This is a genomic window from Pseudomonas sp. JV449 (genome assembly GCF_032424295.1).
GTDB classification, from domain to species: domain Bacteria; phylum Pseudomonadota; class Gammaproteobacteria; order Pseudomonadales; family Pseudomonadaceae; genus Aquipseudomonas; species Aquipseudomonas marginalis.
This window is the reverse complement of the sequence record NZ_VYKD01000024.1, coordinates 1-24350: the sequence shown is the minus strand read 5'-3', so window position 1 is coordinate 24350 and position 24350 is coordinate 1. Positions and strand designations below refer to the sequence as shown.

Genomic DNA, 24350 nt, shown 5'->3' with positions numbered 1-24350 from the left:
GCGGTGACAGCCCTCCCGTACTGGCGCCTCTCCAGCTTCTACCTGTTCTACTTCGCCCTGCTCGGGGCGACGGCGCCGTTCCTGGCGCTGTACTTCGACCACCTGGGGTTCTCCAGCGCGCGCATCGGCGAGCTGGTGGCCATCCCCATGCTGATGCGCTGCGTGGCGCCCAACCTGTGGGGCTGGCTGGGCGACTACAGCGGCCGACGCCTGGCAATCGTGCGCTTCGGCGCGGTGTGCACCCTGCTGAGTTTTTCCCTGATCTTCGTCAGTCACACCTACGCCTGGCTGGCCCTGGTGATGGCCCTGCATGCGTTCTTCTGGCACGCGGTGCTGCCGCAGTTTGAAGTGATCACCCTGGCCCACCTGCAAAAACAGACCTCGCGCTATAGCCAGGTGCGCCTGTGGGGCTCCATCGGTTTTATCCTCACCGTGGTGATCATGGGCCGCCTGTTCGACTGGCTGAGCCTGGATATCTACCCGGTGGTGGTCGTGGTGATCATGGCCGGCATCATCGGTGCCAGCCTGTGGGTGCCGAATGCGCAGCCCGCCAGCCACGGCAATCGCCTGGCCGCTGATGGTTTCCTCAAACAGCTGCGCAGCCCCGGCGTACTGGCGTTTTACGCCTGCGTGGCGCTGATGCAAATGAGCCATGGCCCGTATTACACCTTCCTGACCCTGCACCTGGAACACCTTGGCTACAGCCGTGGCATGATCGGCATGCTGTGGGCCCTGGGGGTGGTGGCGGAAGTGCTGATGTTCCTGGGCATGAGCCGCATCCTCACACGTTTTTCGGTACGCCGGGTGCTGCTGGCCAGTTTCCTGCTGGCGGCCCTGCGCTGGCTGTTGCTGGGCTCGTTTGCCGAACTGCTGTGGGTGCTGTTGCTGGCGCAGGTCATGCACGCTGCCACGTTCGGCAGTTTTCACGCCGCAGCGATTGCCTTTGTGCAGCGCAGCTTTGGCGATAAGCAACAAGGCCAGGGCCAGGCGCTGTACGCCGCCCTGGCCGGCACCGGCGGTGCGCTGGGTGCGCTGTATTCCGGCTACAGCTGGAACCTGCTGGGGCCGACCTTCACCTTTAGTATTGCCAGCGTCGCCGCCCTGGCCGCGGCCGCTATCATCGGTTTTCGATTGCAAGAGCAGAACCAAGGAACCCTTCAATGAGTTATGTCGCCGTCTACCCCGTCGCTTCACCGGATACCCCGAACAAGGTCCTGACCCATGTCGACGACATCGCCGCTACCCTGGCCGAGCACGGTGTGCGGTTCGAGCGCTGGCAGCCTGCCCTGATCGAGAGGGGCGCCAGCGACGCTGAGATGATTGCCGCCTATCAGCCGCAGATCGATGCCCTCGGCTACGGTGCGGTGGCGGTGCTCAGTGTCACCAGCGACCACCCGCAAAAAGCCGAATGGCGTGCCCGGTTCCTGGATGAACGCCGCTACAGCGAAGACGAAGTGCGTTTTTTCATCGCCGGCCAGGGCTTGTTCAACCTGCATGTTGGCGACTACGTGTATGCCGTGCGTTGTGAGAAAAACGACCTGCTGGTGATCCCGGCTGGCATGGCGCACTGGTTTGATATGGGCGAGAACCCCCACTTGGTCATGCTGCACTTGTTCAACACCGCGCAGGGGTGTGTACCGACGTTCACCGGCGACGATGTTGCCAGCCATTTCCCAGGTTTGGACGATTGAACTCAGGTAATTGGAATCTTCAACCCCGGCGAGTTGGAAGTTGTTGTGGGAATAAGCTTAGTTACGCGTAGGGTTTGGCTGTTTATCCAGGGCAATGCGCACTGAAACCATTCGTTATGTAACTCTCTGCGTCGCCAGTGTTTGTGCCACCTGTCAATAGGAGGAATCCGAATGGTGGTAGGGCATCAGCCAATAAAAGGAGAGATGTAATGAATGGCCCAGAGGAGTCGTGTCCGCCGCCGTGTGTCGTAACCAATGCTGTCAGGAGACGCCTGAGCCTGTCCGGTAAGCCCCTGACTCCAGCGGAATTGGAGATCTTACGCTGGGCCTCGGAGGGCAAGACTGTTTGGGAAATCAGCCAGATTCGTGCCACGTCCGAAGCCACCGTCAAATTCCACCTGCGCAATATCTACGGCAAGCTGGAAGTCACTAACCGCGTGCAGGCGATGAATGAGGCGGCTCGCCAAGGCCTGTGCTGACACACATCAATAAAAAGGCCGCGACGCTCAATAGCGTCGCGGCCTTTTCATGACTGCGGTATTTACGCCGAGTGGTAGGTCGGCAGGGCAAAGCGGTTCTGGCTTTGCAGCATGGAAATTTGCGGCAATTCACTGGCTTGTTCGGCCAAGTCGCGACGAATCGCGCTGATCACCCAGGTCAATTGATCGGCGGTGTGCAACTGCTGGTAAGAGATCGAACGCTTGACCTGCTTGCCGTCACTGTTGCGCAGGGTCAACAGGATGCCGCCGTCGGGACGTGGCTGGGTGGTGACATCGTAGTTGGAGAATACTGAAGCGAATTTATCTTGGATCAGGCTCATGTCTATCAGCTCCGTTGGCTCAAGTTGGCAAGCATGGAGTGATAGGTGCAGTGATTGTGCCAGCTCATGATTTATAAAAATATCGTTATAAATCAACAGATTGAAAATGTCTTGGATTTTCGATTTCGTGCAATTTGCATGAATGGCCATCATGCATCCTGCATTTTGCGCTACTCGATAGGGTGGGATGGGCGCGTCGATACTCGTAAAGACTGTTTCTGCGCAGCTAAATTCCTTTTTTGAGGGCATGCCGGTTGGGATACAAAACTTTTCAAATCCCGCGTGTACAGCCGAAGAACGGCTGACGTATTTTCCTGCAATGCATTCGGCCTTCCGCTTACGGAGGTATCGGTGCTTTTGGATCAGACGAAGAATAAGAAAAAGGACGTTCCTCCATGAGTCACCCGCACAACGACATGATCACCTGGGGCAAGCTGCTGAGTAAGGTGCCGGCCATCGTCCGTGCCTTGCCGCGCGTAGTGCGTGGCATGCGTGCCGCCAATGTCACCGACCCCGCGCAGCCTTGCGGGCTGGGCTGGCACTTTGAGCAAGCCACCCTGCGCAACCCCGACGGCAACGCGTTGCTGTACGGCGACCGTGTGCTCAGCTACACCGACGCCAACCAGCGTGCCAACCGTATTGCCCATCACCTGCAAGCCCAGGGCATCGGCAAGGGTGACGTGGTGGCGCTGTTTATCGAAAACCGCCCCGAATTACTCTTGAACGTGCTGGCCGTGGCCAAGCTGGGTGGCATCTGCGCGATGCTCAATACCGCGCAAACCCAGGCGACGCTGGTGCACAGCCTGACCCTGGTGAGCCCGGCAGCCATTATTGTCGGCGCGGAACTGGTGGCCCCCTATGACGTGGTGCGCGATCAGGTGGCCATCGCGGCTGATCGAACCTGGTTCGTCGCCGATCAACCGTCCAGCCTGGTACCGCAGGGATATATCGACCTGGTGGCTGCGAGCGCCGAGTGCCCGGTGGACAACCCTGCCAGCACTGCGCAGATCTTCTTTAACGACCCTTGCTTCTATATCTACACCTCCGGCACCACCGGCCTGCCGAAGGCCGGCATCATGAAACATGGCCGCTGGACCAAAACTGCCGTCAGCTTCGGCAGCATCGCGCTGGACATGGGCCCTGACGACGTCCTGTATTGCACTTTGCCGCTGTACCACGCCACCGGCCTTTGCGTGTGTTGGGGCTCGGCGATTGTCGGGGCATCGGGCTTCGCCATTCGCCGCAAGTTCAGCGCCAGCCAGTTCTGGGACGATGCGCGCCGATTCAAGGCGACCACCCTCGGCTACGTCGGTGAGTTGTGTCGTTACCTGCTCGACCAGCCACCCGGTGAAAACGACCTTGATAACCGCGTGACCAAGATGGTTGGCAATGGCTTGCGCCCCGGCGTGTGGGCGCAGTTCAAGGCACGCTATGGCGTGGAGCATATCTGCGAGCTGTACGCGGCCAGTGACGGCAATATCGGTTTTACCAACGTGCTGAATTTCGACAACACCATCGGTTTCTGTCTCCAGCACTGGGCGCTGGTGGACTACGCCCATGACAACGGCGAGCCGCTGCGTGGCAGCGACGGTTTTATGCGTAAAGTCCCCACGGGCGGGCAGGGCCTATTACTGGCCAGGATCGATGAAAAATCGCCCTTCGACGGCTACACCGACCCGGAAAAGAATCGCCGGGTGGTACTCACCGACGTGTTTGAAAAAGGTGATCGCTACTTCAATACCGGCGATTTGTTGCGCAGCATCGGCTTTGGCCATGCGCAATTTGTGGATCGTCTGGGGGATACCTATCGCTGGAAAGGTGAAAACGTGTCCACCACCGAGGTCGAGAACGTCCTGCTGCAACACCCGCAGATCGCCGAAGTGGTGGCTTATGGCGTCGAGATCGAAAACACCAATGGCCGTGCGGGCATGGTCGCCATCACCCCGAGTGAGTCCCTGGCCTCGCTGGACATGCGCGAGCTGCTGCAATTCGCCCACGGCCAGTTGCCCCACTATGCGGTGCCGCTCTTCCTGCGGATCAAGGTCAAGATGGAAACCACCGGTACCTTTAAGTACCAGAAGGTCAAGCTCAAGGAAGAGGCCTTTGATCCGGACAAGGCCGGCAATGACCCGGTGTATGCCTGGTTGCCGGGGTCGGACTGCTATGTGCCGGTCACCGGGCAACTGTTGGCGCAGATCCAGGGTGGCCAGTTCCGCTATTGATTCTGTCTATGGCCGCTTTTGGTAAAAAGGGCATGACAGTGGGGAACTCCCTCGCGACACTGGCGGCCTATAAAGCACCAGACAAGGAGCCCCCACATGTCAGACCACGCCAAACAAATGACTGAAGACGAAGCCGCCGAATTTGCCGAGCAGGTCTTCGACGTCGCCCGCAAAGGCGACGCCGCCATGCTCGCCGCGCTCCTGGCCAAAGGCTTGCCGGCCAACTTTCGCAATCACAATGGCGATACCTTGCTGATGCTGTCTGCCTACCACGGCCATGCCGAAGCGGTAAAAGTGCTGCTGGAGTTCAAGGCCGACCCGCTGATCGCCAATGACAAGAACCAGCTGCCCATCGCCGGCGCGGCGTTCAAGGGCCACTTGCCGGTGGTCAAGGCGCTGATTGAAGGGGGCACGCCGATCGAGGCCGCCTCGTCCGACGGTCGTACTGCGTTGATGATGGCCGCCATGTTCAACCGCGTCGACATGGTCGACTACCTGCTCAGCCAAGGCGCCAACCCCAAGGCCACCGATGCCCAGGGCGCGACTGCGCTGGCGGCGGCGCAGACCATGGGGGCGAAGGACACGGCGGCGCAGCTGGAGAAACTGGTGTAGGCTGTGCGCCCTCAAAAACCAGCCCGCTACAGGATCACCCCATGAAAACCGCCCTCGTCGAACTTATCAGCAAAATCAGCGCCGGGGTCATGGGCGAGGATGAGGTGGCGCGCATCGCCGAAGAGGCCGCCCAGGCCTACGCCGACCCGGCGGCCTTCCTGGCCGCCAACCCGGATATCAACTACGACGACAGCTTTCCGATCCCGCTGGGGGAGTGGGTGGTGGTCGGCAGCCTGCCGGATACCGTGCTGTTCCAGGCCGATACCTATGGCGACCTGTTTGCGCAGATCGTCGCGTCGTTCGGCCCGGGTGTGGCGTTCAACCTCAAACCCAAGCAACTGGCCAAGACTGACGGCCTCACCGCCCTGAACCGTATCCAGATCCAGATGAGCGCCCTGAGCCCGGAAGACGGCGGTTATGTGCTGCTCAACTTCAGCCAGTTGCTGGACGACGAGATCCAGGCGGTGCTGGTGTTCGGCAATGACCTGCCGCGCGTGCTGGCGTTGTGCGCCGAAGTCGGCATCCAGGCCGAGCCGTCCCTGGAAGCGCTGAAGGTTGCCGTGCACGTCTGAAATAAAACGGAACCCCGGCCAGGGCTGGCTATCCTACAAGGGCATGCCCTCACTTAGGAGCGACACCATGGGTTCCACTTTCAACGGTCTGATCGGGCTGATCATCCTGGCGCTGGATATCTGGGCGATCATCAATGTGTTCAAAAGCGGCGCAAGCACCGGGGCCAAGGTGTTGTGGATCCTGTTGATCCTGCTGCTGCCGGTACTGGGCCTGATCATCTGGGCTATCGCCGGGCCGCGCGGCAACGTGCGGATCTGACCCTCGCTCCCTCCTTGTAGCAGCTGCCGAGCCTTGGCGAGGCTGCGTCAGCGGTGTATCAGACACACCGCACACGCAGCCTCGCCAAGGCTCGGCAGCTGCTACGGTACTTGCTCGTTTCTTCGCTGCATTTTGTGTATCGAAATATTCGCTGCACACAATTTTCACATCTTATCCAAGACAATCCGCCGGCTCTATCTCTCCCTGCCAAGGCCCTGCCTCAGGTGCTTTTAAAGGCGGCGCAGCGGTGCTCGTTCAGTAATTAATAGCCTTGATGCCGTTGATCGGGCACCATTCGCGCCACTGCACTACTTCGTCACTAAACTTCCAATGGGTCCTGAAACGACATGGCAAACCCGGACGCCCTGAGTCAGCAGCGAGCTTCTAATCGCCTGCTGCAACCGACCGTCAAATCCCATCTGGCGTACACGCTGCTCTGCGCACTGGTCATGATGGTGATGCTCTCCCTGCTGCGCCTGGCGCTGCTGGTCTACAACCGCGAGATGATCCTCGACACGCCGGCCTCGACCTTCCTTGAAGCGTTCGCCAACGGCCTGCGTTTTGACATCCGCCTGGTGGTCTACCTGCTGATCCCGCTGCTGCTGGCACTGTTCAGCGTACGGGCCATGGCCGCGCGTGGGTTCTTCCGCTTCTGGCTGACCCTTGCGTCCAGCATCGCCCTGTTCCTGGGCTTGATGGAGATGGACTTCTACCGCGAGTTCCACCAGCGCCTCAACGGCCTGGTCTTCCAGTATGTGAAGGAAGACCCGAAAACCGTGATGAGCATGCTCTGGTACGGTTTCCCAGTGGTGCGCTACCTGCTGGCCTGGGCCGTGGGCACGCTGATCCTGAGCATCGCGTTCAAAGGTGCCGACCGCGCCACGCGCCCACGTGGTCCGTTCAGTGGTGGCAGCATCGGCACGCGCCAGGTGGCGCCGTGGTACAGCCGCATCGCGGTGTTCGTGGTATGCCTGCTGATCGCCGTGGTTGCCGCCCGTGGCACCCTGCGCCAGGGCCCGCCGCTGCGTTGGGGTGATGTGTACACCACCGATTCGAACTTCGCCAACCAGTTGGGCCTCAATGGCACCTTGTCGCTGATCGCGGCGGCCAAGGCCCGGTTCGGTGAAGACCGCTCCAATGTCTGGAAGGCGACCCTGGACCAGCCGCTGGCCACCCAGACCGTGCGTGACATGCTGGTGCTGCCACAGGAAAAACTGGTCGATACCGACATCGCCGCCGTGCGCCGCGACTACACGCCGCCGGCCGAGAAGACCCTGCCGATCAAGAACGTGGTCGTGATCCTGATGGAAAGCTTCGCCGGTCACTCGGTAGGCGCCTTGGGGCGTCCCGGCAATATCACGCCGTACTTCGACAAACTCTCCAAGGAAGGCCTGCTGTTCGACCGTTTCTTCTCCAACGGCACCCATACCCACCAGGGTATGTTCGCCACCATGGCCTGCTTCCCGAACCTGCCAGGCTTTGAATACCTGATGCAGACCCCGGAAGGCAGCCACAAGCTGTCGGGCCTGCCGCAGTTGCTCAGCGCCCGTGATTTCAACGACGTGTATGTCTATAACGGCGACTTCGCCTGGGACAACCAGTCGGGCTTCTTCAGCAACCAGGGCATGACCAACTTCATCGGCCGCAACGACTTCGTCGACCCGGTGTTCTCCGACCCGACGTGGGGCGTGTCCGACCAGGACATGTTCAACCGTGGCCTGGAAGAGTTGAAGGCCCGTGAAGGCGGCAAGCCGTTCTACGCACTCCTGCAAACCCTGTCCAACCACACGCCGTACGCATTGCCGACGCCGTTGCCGGTGGAGAAAGTCACTGACCGTGGCAGTCTCAACGAGCATTTGACGGCCATGCGTTACTCCGACTGGGCCCTGGGCCAGTTCTTTGAAAAGGCCCGCAAGGAGCCGTACTTCAAGGAAACCCTGTTCGTGATCGTGGGCGACCATGGCTTCGGCAACGAACAGCAGATCACCGAGATGGACCTGGGTCGCTTCAACGTACCGATGCTGATGATTGCACCGGGTGTGCAGGAGAAGTTCGGCGAGCGTGACCACACCGTGGGCACCCAGATCGACATCGTGCCGACCATCATGGGCCGCCTGGGTGGCGACACCCTGCACCAATGCTGGGGCCGCGACCTGCTGAACCTGCCGGAAGGCGACAAGGGCTTTGGCGTGATCAAGCCATCGGGCAGCGACCAGACCGTGGCCTTGGTCACCGCAGACCGCATTCTGGTACTGCCCAAGGAAATGCCACCGAAGCTGTGGCAATACGAACTGGGCGCCAACCCGAGCGGTAAGGTGATTGCCGAATCGCCGGACGAGGCTGCGCTCAAGCAGAAACTCGAAGCGTTCCTGCAAACCGCGACCAAGAGTTTGCTGGATAACACCGCAGGTGTTGTAAACGGTAAGCCGGACTAATTAACCGGCAATAAAAAAGAGGCCTTTTTCAAGGCCTCTTTTTTTTGCTTCGTTATTACCGCGGGGCGGTTATATCCGGCCCAGCAACAACAGGACCAGCAGTACCACCAGCACTACACCGAGGATACCCGACGGGCCATAACCCCAATTACGCGAGTGCGGGAATACCGGCAGGCCGCCGACCAGCAGGAGGATCAAGATAATGATCAGAATGAGGCTCATGGTTTTTTCCTTATTGTCTTTCTGCAAAGACCGGTTGTTTAACGATAGGCCTGCAGAGTTAATTACAGACGCCTTAACTACTCCGACTCTGGTGCTTCGCAGAAAATTCCATGTTTTTTTAAAGCATTTCGATCACTCGTTTATTTCTTTTGATTCGCGCTCATCCAGCACTTATTAGTTGAAAAACATTGAACTTAGGCGGACGGCAGGCATCCGACCCGGCCCACGGTTTGCCTGGGGCATTCATCACTCTGATGGTGCGTGGGTGCAGGAAAAACCTTCGCTACACTGCCGATCACTTCTTCTGTGAACCACAAGGCTACTTCCTATGCAAAATCGCATGATGATCACTGGCGCCGGGTCCGGCCTGGGTCGTGAAATCGCTCTGCGCTGGGCCCGTGAGGGTTGGCAGTTGGCCTTGTCGGACGTCAGCGAGCCAGGCTTGCAGGACACCCTGAAGGGAGTGCGTGAAGCCGGTGGCGATGGCTTTATCCAGCGCTGCGACGTGCGCGACTACAGCCAGCTCACGGCGTTTGCCCAGGCCTGCGAAGTGAAGCTGGGCGGCATCGATGTGATCGTCAACAACGCCGGCGTAGCCTCGGGCGGCTTCTTTGCCGAGCTATCGCTGGAGGACTGGGACTGGCAGATCGCAATCAACCTGATGGGCGTGGTCAAGGGCTGCAAGGCGTTCCTGCCGCTGCTGGAAAAGAGCAAGGGCCGCATCATCAACATCGCCTCGATGGCGGCCCTGATGCAGGGGCCGGCCATGAGCAACTACAACGTGGCCAAGGCCGGTGTGGTGGCGCTGTCGGAGAGTTTGCTGGTGGAACTCAAGCAGCAGGAAGTCGGCGTGCATGTGGTGTGCCCGTCGTTCTTCCAGACCAACCTGTTGGACTCGTTCCGTGGGCCCACACCGGCGATGAAGGCGCAGGTAGGCAAGCTGTTGGAGAGTTCGCCGATCTCGGCGGCGGACATTGCCGACTACATCTACCAGCGTGTGGCGCAGGGCGAATTCATGATCCTGCCCCATGAGCAGGGGCGGATGGCCTGGGCCCTGAAGCAGAAGAACCCGCAGTTGCTCTATGACGAAATGACCACCATGGCCGACAGGATGCGCGCCAAGGCACAGGCTGTTAAGGGCTGATCAGGCAGTAGTCTGTCAGGCAATTTACCTGCATGGGTAGGCATTGCCTGATTTTGCCGCGAGGCATTGCTGCGCCCACACCCAGCGCGCATGGTCGGGGTCCTGTCATTCAATAAGGACAACCGCCATGCTGGTCTTAAGCCGCGCCGTAGGCGAAATCATCGCCATCGGTGATGACATCACCGTGCGCATTCTCGAGCTGAACGGTAATCAGGTGAAATTTGGTGTTGTTGCGCCCGTCGGGGTGCATGTCCATCGCGCCGAGGTGTACCAAAAGATCCTCAAGCGTCAAACCCCGCAATCCCAAACCGCCACCAACCCCTGAGTCAGTCGAACAGATGCTTGGGCACATCGTGCTTGAGCATCAACTGGCACTGCTCGCTGTCCGGGTCGAACACAATCAGCGCCTGGCCCTTGGTCAGCGCCTGGCGCACCCGCAGCACGCGGGTTTCCAGGGGCGTGTCGTCACCATTGTCGGTGCCGTCGCGGGTCACGAAGTCTTCGATAAGGCGGGTCAGGGTGTCGACTTCAAGTGCGTCGTAGGGAATCAGCATACAAGCCTCAGATGATGGATCCCGGCGATCCTACTGCGCCGGGACCGCAGTTGCCAGCGTCAGGACTTCTGGCCGACCAGGCTGTCCACCGATGGCACACGCGTGTCGCTCTCCATCTGCGTTTCGTGCTCGATCTGATGGCTGAACCGATCCAGTGAGCCCTGGGCCGGTTGTGCGTCACTGGCGAACACCGGCGGGCTGAGGATATACGCGCCCAACAGCCGGCTCAGTGCTGCCAGGCTGTCGATATGGGTGCGCTCATAACCATGGGTCGCATCGCAACCGAACGCCAGCAGCGCCGTGCGGATGTCGTGGCCGGCCGTCACCGCCGAGTGGGCATCGCTGAAGTAATAGCGGAACAGGTCGCGGCGCACGGGCAAGTCGTTATCCGAAGCCAGGCGCAGCAGGTGGCGGGAGAGGTGATAGTCATACGGCCCGCCGGAATCCTGCATGGCCACACTGACCGCGTGCTCGCTGGAGTGCTGGCCGGGAGCGACCGGGGCGATATCGATACCGACAAATTCACTCACATCCCAGGGCAGGGCCGCCGCAGCGCCGCTGCCGGTTTCCTCGGTGATGGTGAACAGCGGGTGGCAGTCGATCAGCAGCGGTTCGCCGCTGTCGACGATGGCCTTGAGTGCGGCCAACAGTGCGGCGACGCCGGCTTTGTCGTCCAAGTGGCGGGCACTGATATGCCCGCTTTCGGTGAACTCGGGCAACGGGTCGAACGCCACATAGTCACCGATGCCGATCCCCAGGGAATCGCAATCGGCGCGGGTGGCGCAGTAGGCATCCAGGCGCAATTCTACATGGTCCCAGCTCACCGGCATTTCATCCACGGCGGTGTTGAACGCGTGCCCGGAAGCCATCAACGGCAACACGCTGCCACGGATCACCCCGTTGTCGGTAAACAGACTGACGCGGCTGCCTTCGGCAAAGCGGCTTGACCAGCAGCCAACCGGGGCGAGGGTCAGGCGGCCATTGTCCTTGATCGCACGCACGGCGGCGCCAATGGTGTCCAGGTGCGCCGACACCGCGCGGTCGGGGCTGTTTTTCTGGCCCTTGAGGGTGGCGCGAATGGTCCCGCGCCGGGTCATTTCAAACGGGATGCCCAGCTCTTCCAGGCGCTCGGCGACGTAGCGCACGATGGTGTCGGTAAACCCGGTGGGGCTGGGAATGGCGAGCATTTCCAGCAGGACTTTTTGCAGGTAGTTGAGATCCGGTTCGGGGATGGTTCGGGTCATAAAAGTTTCCTTTAGTTGCAAGCTTTGAGCTGCAAGCTTCAAGTTAAAAGCGGTATCTGAGGCTTGCCGGCATTGCTCTAGGCTTGAGGCTTGCAGCTTGTAACTTGAGGCTATCCACTGTGGGGGAATAGCAGGTCCACAAACTTCTCCGCCGTCGGCTGCGGTTCATGGTTGGCCAGGCCGGCCCGTTCGTTGGCTTCGATAAACACGTACTCGGGCTGATCGGCAGCGGCCACCATCAGGTCCAGGCCGACCATGGGGATATCCAGGGCGCGTGCGGCGCGCACGGCGGCGTCCACCAGCGTGGGGTGGAGGATCGCCGTGACGTCTTCCAGGCAACCGCCGGTGTGCAGGTTGGCGGTACGGCGCACGGCCAGGGTCTGGCCCCGGGGCAGGATGCTGCTGTAGTCGTAGCCGGCGGCGTGCAGGGTGCGTTCGGTTTCTGCATCCACGGGGATTTTGCTTTCGCCGTCGGTGGCCGCCTGACGGCGTCGGCTCTGGGCTTCGATCAGCGCGCCGATGGAATGCTGGCCGTCACCGGTCACTTCGGCGGGGCGGCGGATCGCGGCGGCGACCACCTCGAAACCGATCACCAGGATGCGCAGGTCCAGGCCTTCGTGAAAGCTTTCGAGCAATACGCGGCTGTCGAACTGCCGCGCGGCTTCGATTGCCTGCTGCACCTCTTCGATGCTCTGCAGATCCACCGCCACGCCCTGGCCTTGCTCGCCATCGAGCGGCTTGACCACGACGCGCTGGTGTTCGTCGAGGAACTCCAGATTGTCATCGGCGCTGCCCGCCAGTTGTTGCGCAGGCAGTTTCAAGCCCGCCGCTTTCAACACCTTGTGGGTGAGGCTCTTGTCCTGGCACAGGGTCATGCTGATCGCGCTGGTCAGGTCGCTCAGCGACTCGCGGCAGCGCACGCGGCGGCCACCATGGCTGAGGGTGAACAAACCGGCATCGGCGTCATCCACCTGCACATCGATGCCGCGTCGATGGGCCTCTTCGACAATGATCCGCGCATACGGGTTGAACCCCGCCTGCGGGCCGGGGCCGAGGAACAGCGGTTGGTTGATACCGTTCTTGCGCTTGATCGCAAAGGTGGTCAGCGCACGGAAGCCGAGCTTGGCGTAGAGGTTCTTGGCCTGGCGATTATCGTGCAGCACAGACAGGTCGAGATAGCTCAGGCCACGGCTCATAAAGTGCTCCACCAAGTGGCGTACCAACACTTCGCCCACGCCGGGGCGTGTGCACAGCGGGTCGACCGCCAGGCACCACAGGCTGCAACCGTTTTCCGGGTCGTGGAAGGCTTTCTGGTGATTGAGGCCCATCACGCTGCCGATCACCGCTCCACTGTCTTCGTCCTCGGCCAGCCAGTACACCGGGCCGCCTTCATGGCGCGGTGTCAGGCGTTCGGCGTCGACCGGCAGCATGCCGCGGCCTTGATACAACTGGTTGACCGCCAGCCAATCGGCCTCGCTCTGCACCCGGCGAATGCGGAAACCGCGAAACACGCGGGTGGACGGGCGATAGTCGCTGAACCACAGGCGCAGGGTGTCGGATGGGTCGAGGAATAACTGCTGCGGATCAATCCCGAGGATCTGCTGGGGCGCGGCCACATACAGCGCGATATCGCGCTCGCCGGGCAGTTCGTTGAGCAGCTCCTGGGCCAGGCTGGCCGGGTCCGGGAAGGTATGGCCGATCAATAGCCGGCCCCAGCCGCATTGCACCGCAATCGGCTCGGCGGCCAGCGGGCTGCCATCTTCGGCCAGGCGCGCTTGCAGGCGCTCGTAGGTCGGCGCCTGGCCCTTTAACAAGCGTTGGCTGTAAGCCGCTGCATGGGGTTTCATCAATCAGATTCCTTGTTCGCTGAGCCACAGGTTCAACGCGGCCAGTTGCCACAGCTTCGAGCCGCGCAACGGGGTCAATTGACCTTGCGGGTCGGTGAGCAGGCGGTCGAGCATGGCCGGGTTGAACAGGCCGCGATCCTGGCTTGGGTCCAGCAGCAGTTCGCGCACCCAATTCAGGGTGTCGCCCTGCAAATGCTTAAGGCCCGGCACCGGGAAGTAGCCTTTCTTGCGGTCGATGACTTCGCTCGGAATCACCCGGCGCGCGGCCTCTTTCAACACTTGCTTGCCACCGTCGGGCAATTTGAATTTGCCCGGCACGCGCGCCGACAGTTCCACCAGGCGGTAGTCGAGGAACGGCGTGCGCGCTTCCAGGCCCCAGGCCATGGTCATGTTGTCGACGCGTTTGACCGGGTCATCTACCAGCATCACCGTGCTGTCCAGGCGCAGGGCCTTGTCCACGGCGGCGTCCGCGCCGGGCATCGCAAAATGCTCGCGCACGAAGTCGCCGGCGGCGTCGTTGGCGGTCAGCCATTTCGGTGCGACGGTGGCGGCGTAGTCATCGTAGCTGCGATCGAAGAACGCCTCGCGGTAGGCGGCATACGGGTCGCTGGCGCCATCCACCTGCGGGTACCAGTGGTAACCGGCGAACAGCTCATCGGCGCCCTGGCCGCTCTGCACCACCTTGCAATGCTTGGCCACTTCCCGCGACAGCAGGTAGAAGGCGATGCAGTCATGGCTGACCATCGGTTCGCTCATGGCGCGGAACGCCGCCGGCAGTTGTTCGATGATCTCGCTTTCGGCAATGCGCAGTTGGTGGTGACGGGTGCCGTAGTGCTTGGCGATCAGGTCCGAATACTGGAACTCGTCGCCGCGCTCGCCGCCGGCGTCTTCAAAGCCGATGGAGAAAGTCGACAGGTCCTGCACGCCGACTTCACGCAGCAGGCCGACGAGCATGCTCGAGTCGACGCCGCCGGAAAGCAGCACACCGACATCCACGGCCGCCCGTTGACGAATGGCCACGGCTTCGCGGGTGCTGTCCAACACGCGGTCGGTCCAGTCTTCCAGGCTCAGGTTTTTTTCATCTTCATGGGGGCCGTAGGGCAGCGTCCACCAGGTTTTCTGCTCGGTGTTGCCTTCGGCATCGATGCGCATCCAGGAGGCCGGCGGCAGTTTTTCAATGCCCGCCAGCAGCGTGCGCGGAGCGGGCACGACGGCATGGAAATTCAAGTAGTGATTGAGCGCCACCGGATCGAGGATCGGGTTGATATCACCGCCCTTGAGCAGCGCCGGCAGGGCCGAGGCAAAGCGCAGGCGCTGACCGGTGCGCGACAGGTACAACGGCTTCACGCCGAGACGGTCACGGGCGATGAACAGGCGCTGGGCATCGCGCTCCCAGACGGCAAAGGCAAACATGCCGTTGAGCTTGGGCAGCAGTGCTTCGCCCCAGGCGTGGTAGCCCTTGAGCAGCACTTCGGTGTCGCCGCCGGAATAGAAGGCGTAACCCAGGGCTTCAAGCTCCTGGCGCAATTCCGGGAAGTTGTAGATCGCGCCGTTGAATGCCAGGGACAGGCCCAGTTGGGCGTCGACCATCGGTTGGGCGGAGCCGTCCGACAGGTCCATGATTTTCAGGCGTCGATGGCCCAGGGCAATCGGCCCTTGGGCATGGAAGCCCCACGCGTCAGGGCCGCGGGGTGCCAAGTGATGGGTAATTCGCTCCACCGCTGCGAGGTCTGCAGGTTGGTGATCGAAACGTAACTCGCCAGCTAATCCGCACATAGGTTCCTTACCGGTTTTTCCGTTGGGGAGGGATAGAAAGACCCGCACCAAAATGGCGGGTACCTAGGGACTGACCCGAGGCTATACGCGGAGTTTTAGATCAATAAGTTATATGGCAAACCGCCGCCCCCCATTCGGAACACCCCTGCAGCCTGTGCGGCGTGGGTGAAAGGGGCGGTAATTAAGTCGAGGCGAGATGCAAAAAATCGACGCTTGCGCGGGCTGAACCTGCAGCTATTTGAACCCTTTTGCGCGGTCGCAGCGCTTATCGTCTGGCGTCATTGTTCAACGCGATAAAGGAACATTGCGAATGACGCAAACCACTGATTTGACCCAGGCGCTCGAGCCGGTGCCCCACGACCAATTGATGGCGGCGCTGCTGAATATCACCGGCGACCTGGATAAAGCGCAGGTCTTGCATGACACGCTGCCGGCCTGGTTGGTCAAGGCTGACTCCCACGTATTGCAGGCCATCGAGCAGGCGTATGCCGACAGCGAGCGCCCCCGTGAAACCCTGCACCGGGTGCTGAACCGTCTGCAACCGCTGGATAAATTCTGTGCCGAACGGCTCAAGGTTTTCCTGGACGGCAAGGGGCATGGGGGCCTCGACATCGAAAACGACACCCTGGAAATCCCCCGGCGCTCGTTCAGCGGTGTCAGCCAGGACCTGGGCGGCCAGGTGGTCGAGACCGTTACCCTGGAGAAGCACAGCCTGCTGCAAGCGGCCATGCAGAATTTCTCCCAGGCGGCTGCCGAGCCTGGCGGCTCGCCGACCACTGCCGTGGTGCGCATCGGCCCCAGGCGCCGAATTGCGCAAACCCTCAGCGCTCAGGCCTTTATCGGCTACTGCCGCGAGCTGAACCTGGGAGAGGCCTATCAGACCCATGTGCGCGAAGTGTTCAACCTGGTGGCGCCCGACCAGGACTTCAATCCTTCGGTGACGCAGGTCGGCCAATCCCGTTGCGTGGACATGCAGATCGACCTGCATCTGGCCCATGCCAAGGGCGATATCGATGCACCGACCCGCGCGTTGCTGCTGGGCCTGGTCAAGGCGGATATGCCCGCCGGTGACATCCGGCAATTGTGGTTCAACCAGCAGCCGCTGACCTGGCAAGGCCTGAACATCGACGGCGCCTGCCTGTGGGGGGTATTGGTGTTTTCCAGTGCATCGGCCGAAGGGTTCTCCAGCGGCCCGATCGTGGTGTATATGCCCAACGAGCCCGTGCGGCCGTGGTACCGCTATGAATCACTGGAGCATTTCAAGCTCTACCTCACCCTCAAGCTTCACGTCAGTACCTATCGTGATTTCTTCAAGGGTTACCTGGACGAGTCCGAGCGTTTCGGTTTTTTCGAGCGTTTTGACCAGGAGGCCATCGTCGTGCGGGTGGCGCCGCTCCCGGTCACAGACAAGTTGTCGACATTCTTTTTCAATGCCTGCGTTGGCAAGATCCAGCTGGATGCGCAGGTATTGGCGGTTCCCAATGCCCAGGCCGATGACGACGCGCGTCGCAAGCGTATCCAGGATTACCTGGATGTCGGCTTGACGGTGCTCAACGTCGCCGGGTTCGTGGTACCGGTGGTGGGCCAACTGATGACCGGTGTGGCCATTGGGCAATTGCTTGGCGAGATGTTCGAGGGGGTGGATGACTGGCTGCACCATGACAAGCTCGGCGCCCTCAGGCACCTGACGAACATCGCGGAAAACCTCGCTGCCATGGCGTTGTTCGCCGCGGGTACAAAAGTCGTGGGCCGGCTGTGGCGAACCACACCGTCGGCGGCGGGGTTCTACGACAGCCTCGAAGCCGTGCGGCTGCCCGACACGTCCACGCGCTTGTGGCGCAGTCGTACCGAGCCGTATCGTCACACCGTCTCGCTCGAAGGCACAGTGGCCAGCCCGCGTGGGGTCTATCAGCTCAATGGCCAGTCCTATGTGAATGTCGACGGGGCGCTGTATTCGATTGTCTTTGACGCCCGCACCGGGCGCTGGCGAGCCCGGCATCCGCAGCGGGATTCGGCCTATCGGCCACCCTTGACCCACAACTACCAGGGCGGCTGGCAGTTCTCGTTCGAGCAGGCGGATGAATGGCGCAGCCCTGACTATATCCTGAGGCGGCTGGACCCCAGTCTCAGCGCCTTACCGGCCGGACACCTGCAGGAGATCGCCGCTATCACCGGCTCGACCTTACCGCGCTTGCAGCAACTGGCCAGGCAGAACCTGCCGCTGCCGGAGCGGCTGCGCGACTGTGCGCTGCGGTTCAAGCTGAACCAGGGGGTTCGCGACCTGATCTGGCAAATGGAGCATCAAGCACCGCTCGATGCGGCCACCACCCGTGTGCAGATGCTGGCCCTGCCACTGATGGACGGGTGGCCCCGTGGGCGTTTTTTCGAACTGCTCGACGACGAGGGCTACCTGCTTGAGCGCCATCCAGACACCGCGCCGTTCGATTACGAGGACTTGAGCATCCACCTCACCACGCAACAACTGCGGAACGGACAGATCCTGCCTACCCTGCTGGCCGCACTCGATTCCGAAGAAACCGCGCAATTGCTCGGCGGCACCTTCCACGCCGATGAAGCGCAAGCGGTACTGGTGCGGCGTCTCACCGCCTCGCTCAAGACCACGCATCAGGCGGTCTATGAGCGGCTGCGCATGGATGCCGATTTCATCGATCAGACCGATCACGGCCAGCTCAAGCAGCGCTTGCCGCAATTGCCGATCCGGGTGGCCTGGGAGGTCATGACCCAGGCCTCCACGGCCGAGCGCTGGCACTTGCGCCATACCGGGCGTGTGCCGCTGCGGGTCAGTCAGTGGGCCCGGGAAGCCCTGGAAGCGTTGGAGGAAGACGACGCGCTGGCCGGCCTGTATTTGCCGGAGCTGGCCACCGATGCGACACGGCGCGTGGCCACCGGCTTGCTGCAACGGGTTCCAGGCTGGCCCGAGGATCTGTTCTTGCAGGTGCGCCGCGAAAGCGTACAGGGCGCTGTCCTGGGACAGGTGGGCGACCCAGGCGCTGATATCAGTCGTTTCGTAGTGCAGTCGGCCAAGGGCTTTCGCGCCCACGATGGGCAAGGTAAGGCCTTGGGCGCGCTGGCCGACGGGCCGGAAGGTTTCTACGAGGCGTTGCTCAACAGTTTGTCTGCCGCCCAACTCGACGCGCTGCGCCTGACCGCGAGCGGCAGGGCCAGCCAGTTGCGGCATGCATTGATTGGCAAGGCCCAGGATGAACGCAATCGCATCGGCCGTTACTTATGGCCCGAGCGCGCGGTACCCGAGGAGCCGGCCCTGTCGTGTGTGCAAGGCTCGCCGCCTGCGCTGCCTCCACAGCCTGCGGGCCTGATGCGCAAAGCTCGCAAACTCTTCCCGTTATTCGATGACCGGCGCCTGTCGACCTTCCTGCAGGACTTGGGCACCGATCACCTGTCCCGGGCCAAAGCCGTGCGCACCCTTGAGCAGCACTATGAGGCACTGCAGCGGGCGCTGAGGCTGTGGGCCAAGGGCAAACCGGCGCAGCCACACTCGGACGTCGCGCTGCAAGACTACCGCCTGGCTCGACACCAGGCCGCACGGGCCATCGAGCGCAGTTGGCAATATGCGTCGCTGGCGCCGGATGAACACCATCGGCAAGTGCCGAGCCTGTCCCTGGACGGCATGGCCATCGGGGCGTTGCCGACCTTGCCGGCGCACGTGCAGTTCGAGCATGTCCGGCAATTGTCATTGAAACGCATGGGGCTCAACGATGACGTTGCGTATTTCCTCAAGCACTTCAAGGGGCTGCGCAGCCTGGAGTTGAACGGTAATCGGCTGACGCGGCTGCCGGAAGTGCTCCAGCACATGCCGTGGCTCAGGCAGCTGTACATGGCCGATAACCACCTGCAACTGACCGAGTACACCCGCACCAAACTTGCGGACCTGAAGAGCCTGGTCGTGCTCGACCTGAGCAACAATCCCCTGGTGGACCCGCCGGTCGTCAACAAGATGTTCGAGTTGCGCAACCTGATGCTGCGCAACTGCCGGCTGACCAGTCTGCCCACCGGCTTTACCCGCGTTCCGTACCTGGAGCAACTCGACCTGCGGGACAATGACATCGCCAGTTTGCCGGCATGGTTGTTCAATGCGCCGCGCGAGCACACCGAAGTCATCAATGTGCGGCATAACCCTTTGGACGCCAGCACTCGTCAGGCCTTGAACCGTTACCGGGACACCATCGGCGTGGGCATGGGCTTCGTGGAGGATGACATTGCGCGACTCAACGAGCAGACCGCACGTGAGCTGTGGCTGGGCGATGAGCGCGCGACGCACTTCGCCGAAAAGGCCGAGACCTGGCTGGGGCTCAAGGATGAACCCGGCTCCGACGGCCTGTTCAAATTATTGGCCGGCCTGGGCGGAGCCGCCGACACCAGCCACGTGCGCGAGGACATGAACCGCCGCATCTGGCGCGTGCTGGATGCCGCCGCAGGCGATACCCGACTGCGTGCCGAGATTTTCGAGCGCGCGGCCACGCCGTTGAACTGTGATGACGCCGCTGCCGTGAGCTTCAGTAGCCTGGAGGTGCTGGTTGAAATCCACGAGGCCGCGCAGCGGGTGGAGGGCGGCAGGGTCACGGCCAAGCCGCTGCTCAGGTTGGCCAGGGGCTTGTTTCGCCTCGACCGCCTGGAGTCCATGGCCAGCCGGCACAGCGCCGAGCATCCGACGCTCGATCCGCTGGAGGTCAGCCTGGCTTATCGCACCGGGCTGGTGGAGCGCTTTCATTTGCCCGGGCAGCCCCGGCATATGCGCTTCGCCAGCCTGGCTGGGGTAACCGAGCATATGCTGGAGGTTGCCGAAGCGCAGTTGAAGGAGGCCGAGCTTTCCCCGCAACTGCTGAACTATATGGTGAAGCTGCCATTCTGGAGCAGTTACCTGAGGCGCACCCATGGCGGTTCGTTCGACACCCTGACCCAGCCCTTTGGCGAGCGCATGGAAGCGGTGTGGGCGCAAAGGGAAAGCTTGGGTGACGCTGACTATCACACCCAGATGGGCGCGATCCAGCGCGCGCGGGAAAGCGCCGAGCTCGTCGAGCTCAAACGCCTGACCCAGGAGGCGTTGAGGTTCGATGCGCTGGGCACCTGCGAATTATCCCCGGCGGGTTGAAGCGCCGCCTACGGGGTCGTTTTTGCAGCGTTGCTGCGAATCAACCCGCGCACCGCAAAGCGATTCGGGTGACAGGCCTCGGCCACGCTGCGGGGCAGGGGCAGCGGTTCGTTGTCCAGCCATGCCGCCAGCAACTCGCCGGACAGCGGCGCGGTGATCAGGCCCCGGGAGCCGTGGCCGCTGTTGATGTACAGGCCGTCCAGCCACGGGCAAGTGGCCTGTGGCGTGTGGCGGGCATCTTTGCGCAGCACGTCGTAGGCCTGGGCGAATGCCAGGCTGTCGGCCAGCGGCCCGACAATCGGCAAGTAGTCCGGGCTGGTGCAGCGGAAGGCGGCGCGGCCCTCCAGGGTCTCTGCGGCAAGGTCGGCGGCGTGCAGGCGCTGGGCCAGGTCCGGGGAAATCTCTTGCAGCAGCTCAAGGTTACCGGCGTGCTCGGCGGCGGTAGGGGTGAGGTCATCGTTGTTGAAATCAAAGCTGGCCCCCAGGGTGTGTTCGCCCAGGCGAGCCGGCGCCACGTAGCCCTCGGCACACACCACCGTGGCCAGGGCCTGGCTGGCGGCGGTCTGGGGCAGGCGGGTGATCTGCCCGCGAATCCGCTTGAGGGGCAACTCGGCGCCGGCGGCAAATCGTTTGACCTCAGCGGCCCCGGCCAGCACCACCACGGGGGCGCTGGCCAGCAGCCGATCACCGTCCCAGGCCTGCCAGTGGCCGTCGACTTTGCGCAGGTCCAGCACCTCATGATGGGCCAGCACCTCGATACCTGGCTGGCGCGCCTGCCATTGGCACAGCGCGGGGGGATGCACCCAGCCGCCTTCGGGGAAAAACAGCCCGCCCTGTTCCAGGCCCACCCCGGCGCGATCCTGGGCTTGAGCCTTATCCAGCAGATGCAGCAGCTGCGGGGCGAATGCCTGGGCCAGTTGCGCCTGGCGTTCGGCCTCCTTGGCATTGAAGGCCAGTTGCAGCACGCCGCAGCCGTCCCAATCCACCCCGCGTTGCAGGTGCTCCAGCAGGCGCCGGGTGTACCCGAACCCGCTGACGATCATCTGCGACAACGCCGTGCCGTGTGCCGACAGCTTGAGATAAAGCACCCCTTGCGGATTGCCGGAGGCCTCCTGGGCGAGGCCGCCATGGCGCTCCAACAGGCTGACCTGCCAGCCCCGCGCCGCCAGGCTGGCCGCGCTGGCGCAGCCGGCCAGGCCGCCGCCGATCACCAGGGCGTGGCGCTCGCCAGTGGGCATGGTCGGGCGGGCGAACCAGGGTTTGGCGGCGGCCGCTGCCGGCGTGTCGGTCGGCCAGCCGAGAAACTCCCCGCGCAGGATTTCCCACTTGTGGCCGATGCCCGGCGTACGCTTCATCTTGAAACCGGCGGCGTTGATCAGGCGGCGCACCCAGCCGGTGCTGGTGAAGGTGCTGATGGTCGAGCCCGGGGCCGCCAGGCGTGCCAGCTCGGCAAACAGTTCGGCGCTCCACATCTCGGGGTTTTTCGCCGGGGCGAAGCCGTCGAGAAACCACGCGTCGATCTGCGCATCCAGTTGCGGCAACTGTTCCAGGGCATCGCCGATCAGCAGCGTGAGGGTGACGCGGCCGTTGTCCAGCACCAGGCGCTGGAAGCCTTGGTGGATGGCGATGTAGTGCGCCAGCAGTTGCTCGGCGAACGGCGCCAGCTCGGGCCAGAGGGCGAGGGCGCGTTGCAGGTCGGCGTGGCTCAGGGGGTACTTTTCCACGCTGACAAAATGCAGGCGCGCACCGGCCACGGCGTGTTGCTCGAACAACTGCCAGGCGCAGAGGAAATTCAGGCCGGTGCCGAAGCCGGTTTCGCCAATCACCAGACGCCCGCCCGCCGGCAGGGCGGCGAAGCGCTCCTGCAAGCGGTTCTGTTGCAGGAACACATAGCGGGTTTCGGCCAGGCCCGATTGGTCGGAGAAATACACGTCGTCGAACACCCGCGAGTGCGGGCGACCTTGATCATCCCAGTCGAGCTGGGCGTGGGTTACGGGGTTCATGGGCGGCTCGGTAAAGGCAAGGCGGCCATTCTAGCCGATCAACAGGCTTTGAATTGACCCACGGCAAGCCCCGGTGGAATTTCCTCCCGCGCGTTGTTGCCCAATCCGCTAGTCTTGCTCACTTCTGGAACGGAGCCGCCCATGTTCGAATCTGCCGAAATCGGTCACGCCATCGACAAAGACACCTTTGAGGCCGAAGTGCCCGCCCTGCGCGAGGCTTTGCTGGAGGTGCAGTACGAGTTGCAACAGCAAAAGCGCTTCCCGGTGATCATCCTGATCAACGGCATCGAAGGCGCCGGTAAAGGTGAGACGGTCAAACTGCTGAATGAATGGATGGACCCGCGCCTGATCGAGGTGCGCACCTTCGACCAGCAGACCGACGAAGAACTGGCCCGCCCCCCGGCCTGGCGCTACTGGCGCCAACTGCCTGCCAAAGGCCGCATGGGCATTTTTTTCGGCAACTGGTACAGCCAGATGCTGCAAGGCCGGGTGCACGGCGAGATCAAGGATGCGCGGCTCGACCAGGCCATCGCCGGCGCCGAGCGCCTGGAGAAGATGCTCTGCGATGAAGGCGCGCTGATCTTCAAGTTCTGGTTTCACCTGTCCAAGAAGCAAATGAAGGCACGGCTCAAGGCCCTGGCCGACGACCCGTTGCACAGTTGGCGCATCAGCCCGCTGGACTGGCAGCAATCCGAGACCTACGACAAGTTCGTGCATTTCGGCGAGCGCATCCTGCGCCGTACCAGCCGCGATTACGCGCCCTGGCATGTGATTGAAGGCGTCGACGCCAACTACCGCAGCCTCACCGTGGGCAAGATCCTGCTCGAAGGCCTGCAGAATGCCCTGAAGCTGCCCAAGGGCAAGGCCAGCGGGATGAACCCGGCGCCGTTGCCCTCGGCCATCGACCAGATGAGCCTGCTCAACAGCCTCGACATGACCCTGAGCCTGGACAAGGACGATTACGAAGAACAGCTGATTACCGAGCAGGCGCGCTTCTCCGGCCTGATGCGCGACAAACGCATGCGCAAGCACGCGCTGGTGACGGTCTTCGAAGGTAACGACGCGGCGGGCAAGGGCGGGGCGATCCGTCGGGTGGCGGCCGCGCTCGACCCGCGCCAGTACCACATCGTGCCGATTGCCGCGCCCACCGAGGATGAACGGGCCCAGCCGTACCTGTGGCGGTTCTGGCAGAAGATCCCGGCGCGGGGCAAATTCACCGTGTTCGACCGCTCGTGGTACGGCCGCGTGCTGGTGGAGCGTATCGAGGGCTTCTGCACCACGGCCGACTGGATGCGCGCCTATGGCGAGATCAATGACTTCGAGGAGCAACTGCGCGACGCCGGTGTGATCGTGGTCAAGTTCTGGCTGGCCATCGACAAGCAGACCCAACTGGAACGCTTCCAGGCCCGTGAGGAAATCCCTTTCAAGCGCTTCAAGATCACCGAAGACGACTGGCGCAACCGCGACAAATGGGACGACTACCGCGCCGCCGTGGGCGATATGGTCGACCGCACCAGCACCGAGGTTTCGCCGTGGACGCTGGTGGAGGCCAACGACAAGCGCTGGGCGCGGGTCAAGGTGTTGCGCACCATCAACCTTGCCCTGGAGGAAGCGTTCGCCAAGTCCGACAAGCGCGACAAGAAGAAAAAGAAATAACCACTGGCCTGGTGTTGTTCAGGATGCAGCCCTCTGTGGTGAGCGGGCGTGTTGTGGTGAGCGGGCCGGTTGTGGTGAGCGGGCCTGTTTTGGTGAATGGGCCTGTTGTGGTGAGTGGGCTTGTTGTGGTGAGCGGGCTTGCCCCGCGCTGGGCTGCGAAGC

19 protein-coding genes are annotated in these 24350 nt (G+C 62.3%); 12 read left to right on the top strand and 7 right to left on the bottom strand.

The window, feature by feature from the left end:
• Positions 1-3 precede the first annotated feature (3 nt).
• The 3 genes from F6S08_RS21810 to F6S08_RS21800 all read left to right on the top strand — a co-directional run bounded on the left by F6S08_RS21810 (position 4) and on the right by F6S08_RS21800 (position 2170).
• On the top strand, positions 4-1164 hold the full coding sequence (locus tag F6S08_RS21810) for an MFS transporter (protein WP_065926619.1): 1161 nt from the start codon (positions 4-6) through the stop codon (positions 1162-1164).
• Positions 1161-1691, top strand: a complete 531-nt coding sequence (locus F6S08_RS21805) for a 1,2-dihydroxy-3-keto-5-methylthiopentene dioxygenase (protein WP_065926620.1) — start codon at positions 1161-1163, stop codon at positions 1689-1691. The genes F6S08_RS21810 and F6S08_RS21805 overlap by 4 nt, the downstream gene beginning before the upstream one ends.
• A gap of 209 nt (positions 1692-1900) precedes the next feature.
• On the top strand, positions 1901-2170 hold the full coding sequence (locus tag F6S08_RS21800; RefSeq protein ID WP_065926621.1) for a response regulator transcription factor: 270 nt from the start codon (positions 1901-1903) through the stop codon (positions 2168-2170).
• Between the two features lie 62 nt (positions 2171-2232).
• On the opposite strand, the gene F6S08_RS21795 is transcribed toward F6S08_RS21800, so the two are convergent.
• Entirely contained in the window at positions 2233-2511 is a 279-nt protein-coding gene (locus F6S08_RS21795) for a DUF3509 domain-containing protein (RefSeq protein WP_027603943.1), read from the bottom strand.
• A gap of 395 nt (positions 2512-2906) precedes the next feature.
• Between F6S08_RS21795 and F6S08_RS21790 the strand changes: the two genes are divergently transcribed.
• The 5 genes from F6S08_RS21790 to F6S08_RS21770 all read left to right on the top strand — a co-directional run bounded on the left by F6S08_RS21790 (position 2907) and on the right by F6S08_RS21770 (position 8611).
• The gene (locus F6S08_RS21790) at positions 2907-4733 is read left to right on the top strand and encodes a long-chain-acyl-CoA synthetase (protein WP_315872337.1); all 1827 of its coding nucleotides are present in this window, start codon (positions 2907-2909) and stop codon (positions 4731-4733) included.
• A 96-nt stretch (positions 4734-4829) separates the two neighbouring features.
• Positions 4830-5345, top strand: coding sequence for an ankyrin repeat domain-containing protein (locus tag F6S08_RS21785; RefSeq protein WP_027603945.1), 516 nt, complete (start codon positions 4830-4832; stop codon positions 5343-5345).
• Between the two features lie 41 nt (positions 5346-5386).
• Positions 5387-5917 (top strand): hypothetical protein, encoded by a 531-nt coding sequence (locus F6S08_RS21780; RefSeq protein WP_065948604.1) that lies wholly within the window; start codon positions 5387-5389, stop codon positions 5915-5917.
• 67 nt (positions 5918-5984) lie between these two features.
• Positions 5985-6176: a PLDc N-terminal domain-containing protein gene (locus F6S08_RS21775; RefSeq protein ID WP_003172956.1), complete on the top strand. Its 192-nt coding sequence runs from the start codon at positions 5985-5987 to the stop codon at positions 6174-6176.
• Positions 6177-6523: 347 nt separating this feature from the next.
• Positions 6524-8611, top strand: a complete 2088-nt coding sequence (locus F6S08_RS21770; protein ID WP_065926624.1) for an LTA synthase family protein — start codon at positions 6524-6526, stop codon at positions 8609-8611.
• Positions 8612-8680: 69 nt separating this feature from the next.
• Here F6S08_RS21770 and F6S08_RS21765 read toward each other — a convergent pair whose 3' ends face one another.
• Positions 8681-8833: a DUF3309 family protein gene (locus F6S08_RS21765; protein WP_015885095.1), complete on the bottom strand. Its 153-nt coding sequence runs from the start codon at positions 8831-8833 to the stop codon at positions 8681-8683.
• 328 nt (positions 8834-9161) lie between these two features.
• On the opposite strand from F6S08_RS21765, the gene F6S08_RS21760 reads away from it, so the two are divergent.
• Complete coding sequence (locus F6S08_RS21760; RefSeq protein ID WP_065926625.1) at positions 9162-9977, top strand: SDR family oxidoreductase; 816 nt, start codon at positions 9162-9164, stop codon at positions 9975-9977.
• Between the two features lie 127 nt (positions 9978-10104).
• On the top strand, positions 10105-10302 hold the full coding sequence (csrA, locus tag F6S08_RS21755) for a carbon storage regulator CsrA (protein ID WP_315872336.1): 198 nt from the start codon (positions 10105-10107) through the stop codon (positions 10300-10302).
• 1 nt (position 10303) lies between these two features.
• Here csrA and F6S08_RS21750 read toward each other — a convergent pair whose 3' ends face one another.
• The 4 genes from F6S08_RS21750 to F6S08_RS21735 form a co-directional block, all read right to left on the bottom strand.
• Positions 10304-10531 carry a YheU family protein gene (locus tag F6S08_RS21750; RefSeq protein ID WP_003236706.1) on the bottom strand — a complete coding sequence of 76 codons (228 nt, stop codon included), beginning with the start codon at positions 10529-10531 and terminating at the stop codon, positions 10304-10306.
• A gap of 59 nt (positions 10532-10590) precedes the next feature.
• Positions 10591-11775 carry an osmoprotectant NAGGN system M42 family peptidase gene (locus F6S08_RS21745; RefSeq protein ID WP_065926627.1) on the bottom strand — a complete coding sequence of 395 codons (1185 nt, stop codon included), beginning with the start codon at positions 11773-11775 and terminating at the stop codon, positions 10591-10593.
• A gap of 110 nt (positions 11776-11885) precedes the next feature.
• Positions 11886-13622 carry an N-acetylglutaminylglutamine synthetase gene (gene ngg / locus F6S08_RS21740; protein WP_315872335.1) on the bottom strand — a complete coding sequence of 579 codons (1737 nt, stop codon included), beginning with the start codon at positions 13620-13622 and terminating at the stop codon, positions 11886-11888.
• A gap of 3 nt (positions 13623-13625) precedes the next feature.
• Complete coding sequence (locus F6S08_RS21735) at positions 13626-15398, bottom strand: N-acetylglutaminylglutamine amidotransferase (RefSeq protein ID WP_065926629.1); 1773 nt, start codon at positions 15396-15398, stop codon at positions 13626-13628.
• Positions 15399-15708: 310 nt separating this feature from the next.
• On the opposite strand from F6S08_RS21735, the gene F6S08_RS21730 reads away from it, so the two are divergent.
• Entirely contained in the window at positions 15709-20529 is a 4821-nt protein-coding gene (locus F6S08_RS21730; protein WP_315872334.1) for an NEL-type E3 ubiquitin ligase domain-containing protein, read from the top strand.
• 8 nt (positions 20530-20537) lie between these two features.
• On the opposite strand, the gene mnmC is transcribed toward F6S08_RS21730, so the two are convergent.
• Positions 20538-22532: a bifunctional tRNA (5-methylaminomethyl-2-thiouridine)(34)-methyltransferase MnmD/FAD-dependent 5-carboxymethylaminomethyl-2-thiouridine(34) oxidoreductase MnmC gene (gene mnmC / locus F6S08_RS21725; RefSeq protein ID WP_315872333.1), complete on the bottom strand. Its 1995-nt coding sequence runs from the start codon at positions 22530-22532 to the stop codon at positions 20538-20540.
• Positions 22533-22673: 141 nt separating this feature from the next.
• Here mnmC and pap point away from each other — a divergent pair, with 141 nt between their 5' ends.
• The gene (pap, locus tag F6S08_RS21720; protein WP_315872332.1) at positions 22674-24188 is read left to right on the top strand and encodes a polyphosphate:AMP phosphotransferase; all 1515 of its coding nucleotides are present in this window, start codon (positions 22674-22676) and stop codon (positions 24186-24188) included.
• Positions 24189-24350: the final 162 nt, after the last annotated feature.

Bases quoted from the DNA above. Each gene is read 5' to 3' on its own strand.
- F6S08_RS21800 (WP_065926621.1), top strand. From the start codon at position 1,901: ATGAATGGCCCAGAGGAGTCGTGTCCGCCGCCGTGTGTCGTAACCAAT.
- F6S08_RS21770 (WP_065926624.1), top strand. From the start codon at position 6,524: ATGGCAAACCCGGACGCCCTGAGTCAGCAGCGAGCTTCTAATCGCCTG.
- F6S08_RS21730 (WP_315872334.1), top strand. From the start codon at position 15,709: ATGACGCAAACCACTGATTTGACCCAGGCGCTCGAGCCGGTGCCCCAC.
- csrA (WP_315872336.1), top strand. From the start codon at position 10,105: ATGCTGGTCTTAAGCCGCGCCGTAGGCGAAATCATCGCCATCGGTGAT.
- ngg (WP_315872335.1), bottom strand. From the start codon at position 13,622: ATGAAACCCCATGCAGCGGCTTACAGCCAACGCTTGTTAAAGGGCCAG.
- F6S08_RS21780 (WP_065948604.1), top strand. From the start codon at position 5,387: ATGAAAACCGCCCTCGTCGAACTTATCAGCAAAATCAGCGCCGGGGTC.
- F6S08_RS21750 (WP_003236706.1), bottom strand. From the start codon at position 10,531: ATGCTGATTCCCTACGACGCACTTGAAGTCGACACCCTGACCCGCCTT.
- F6S08_RS21760 (WP_065926625.1), top strand. From the start codon at position 9,162: ATGCAAAATCGCATGATGATCACTGGCGCCGGGTCCGGCCTGGGTCGT.
- F6S08_RS21790 (WP_315872337.1), top strand. From the start codon at position 2,907: ATGAGTCACCCGCACAACGACATGATCACCTGGGGCAAGCTGCTGAGT.
- F6S08_RS21735 (WP_065926629.1), bottom strand. From the start codon at position 15,398: ATGTGCGGATTAGCTGGCGAGTTACGTTTCGATCACCAACCTGCAGAC.
- pap (WP_315872332.1), top strand. From the start codon at position 22,674: ATGTTCGAATCTGCCGAAATCGGTCACGCCATCGACAAAGACACCTTT.
- F6S08_RS21785 (WP_027603945.1), top strand. From the start codon at position 4,830: ATGTCAGACCACGCCAAACAAATGACTGAAGACGAAGCCGCCGAATTT.
- F6S08_RS21805 (WP_065926620.1), top strand. From the start codon at position 1,161: ATGAGTTATGTCGCCGTCTACCCCGTCGCTTCACCGGATACCCCGAAC.
- F6S08_RS21745 (WP_065926627.1), bottom strand. From the start codon at position 11,775: ATGACCCGAACCATCCCCGAACCGGATCTCAACTACCTGCAAAAAGTC.
- mnmC (WP_315872333.1), bottom strand. From the start codon at position 22,532: ATGAACCCCGTAACCCACGCCCAGCTCGACTGGGATGATCAAGGTCGC.
- F6S08_RS21775 (WP_003172956.1), top strand. From the start codon at position 5,985: ATGGGTTCCACTTTCAACGGTCTGATCGGGCTGATCATCCTGGCGCTG.
- F6S08_RS21795 (WP_027603943.1), bottom strand. From the start codon at position 2,511: ATGAGCCTGATCCAAGATAAATTCGCTTCAGTATTCTCCAACTACGAT.
- F6S08_RS21765 (WP_015885095.1), bottom strand. From the start codon at position 8,833: ATGAGCCTCATTCTGATCATTATCTTGATCCTCCTGCTGGTCGGCGGC.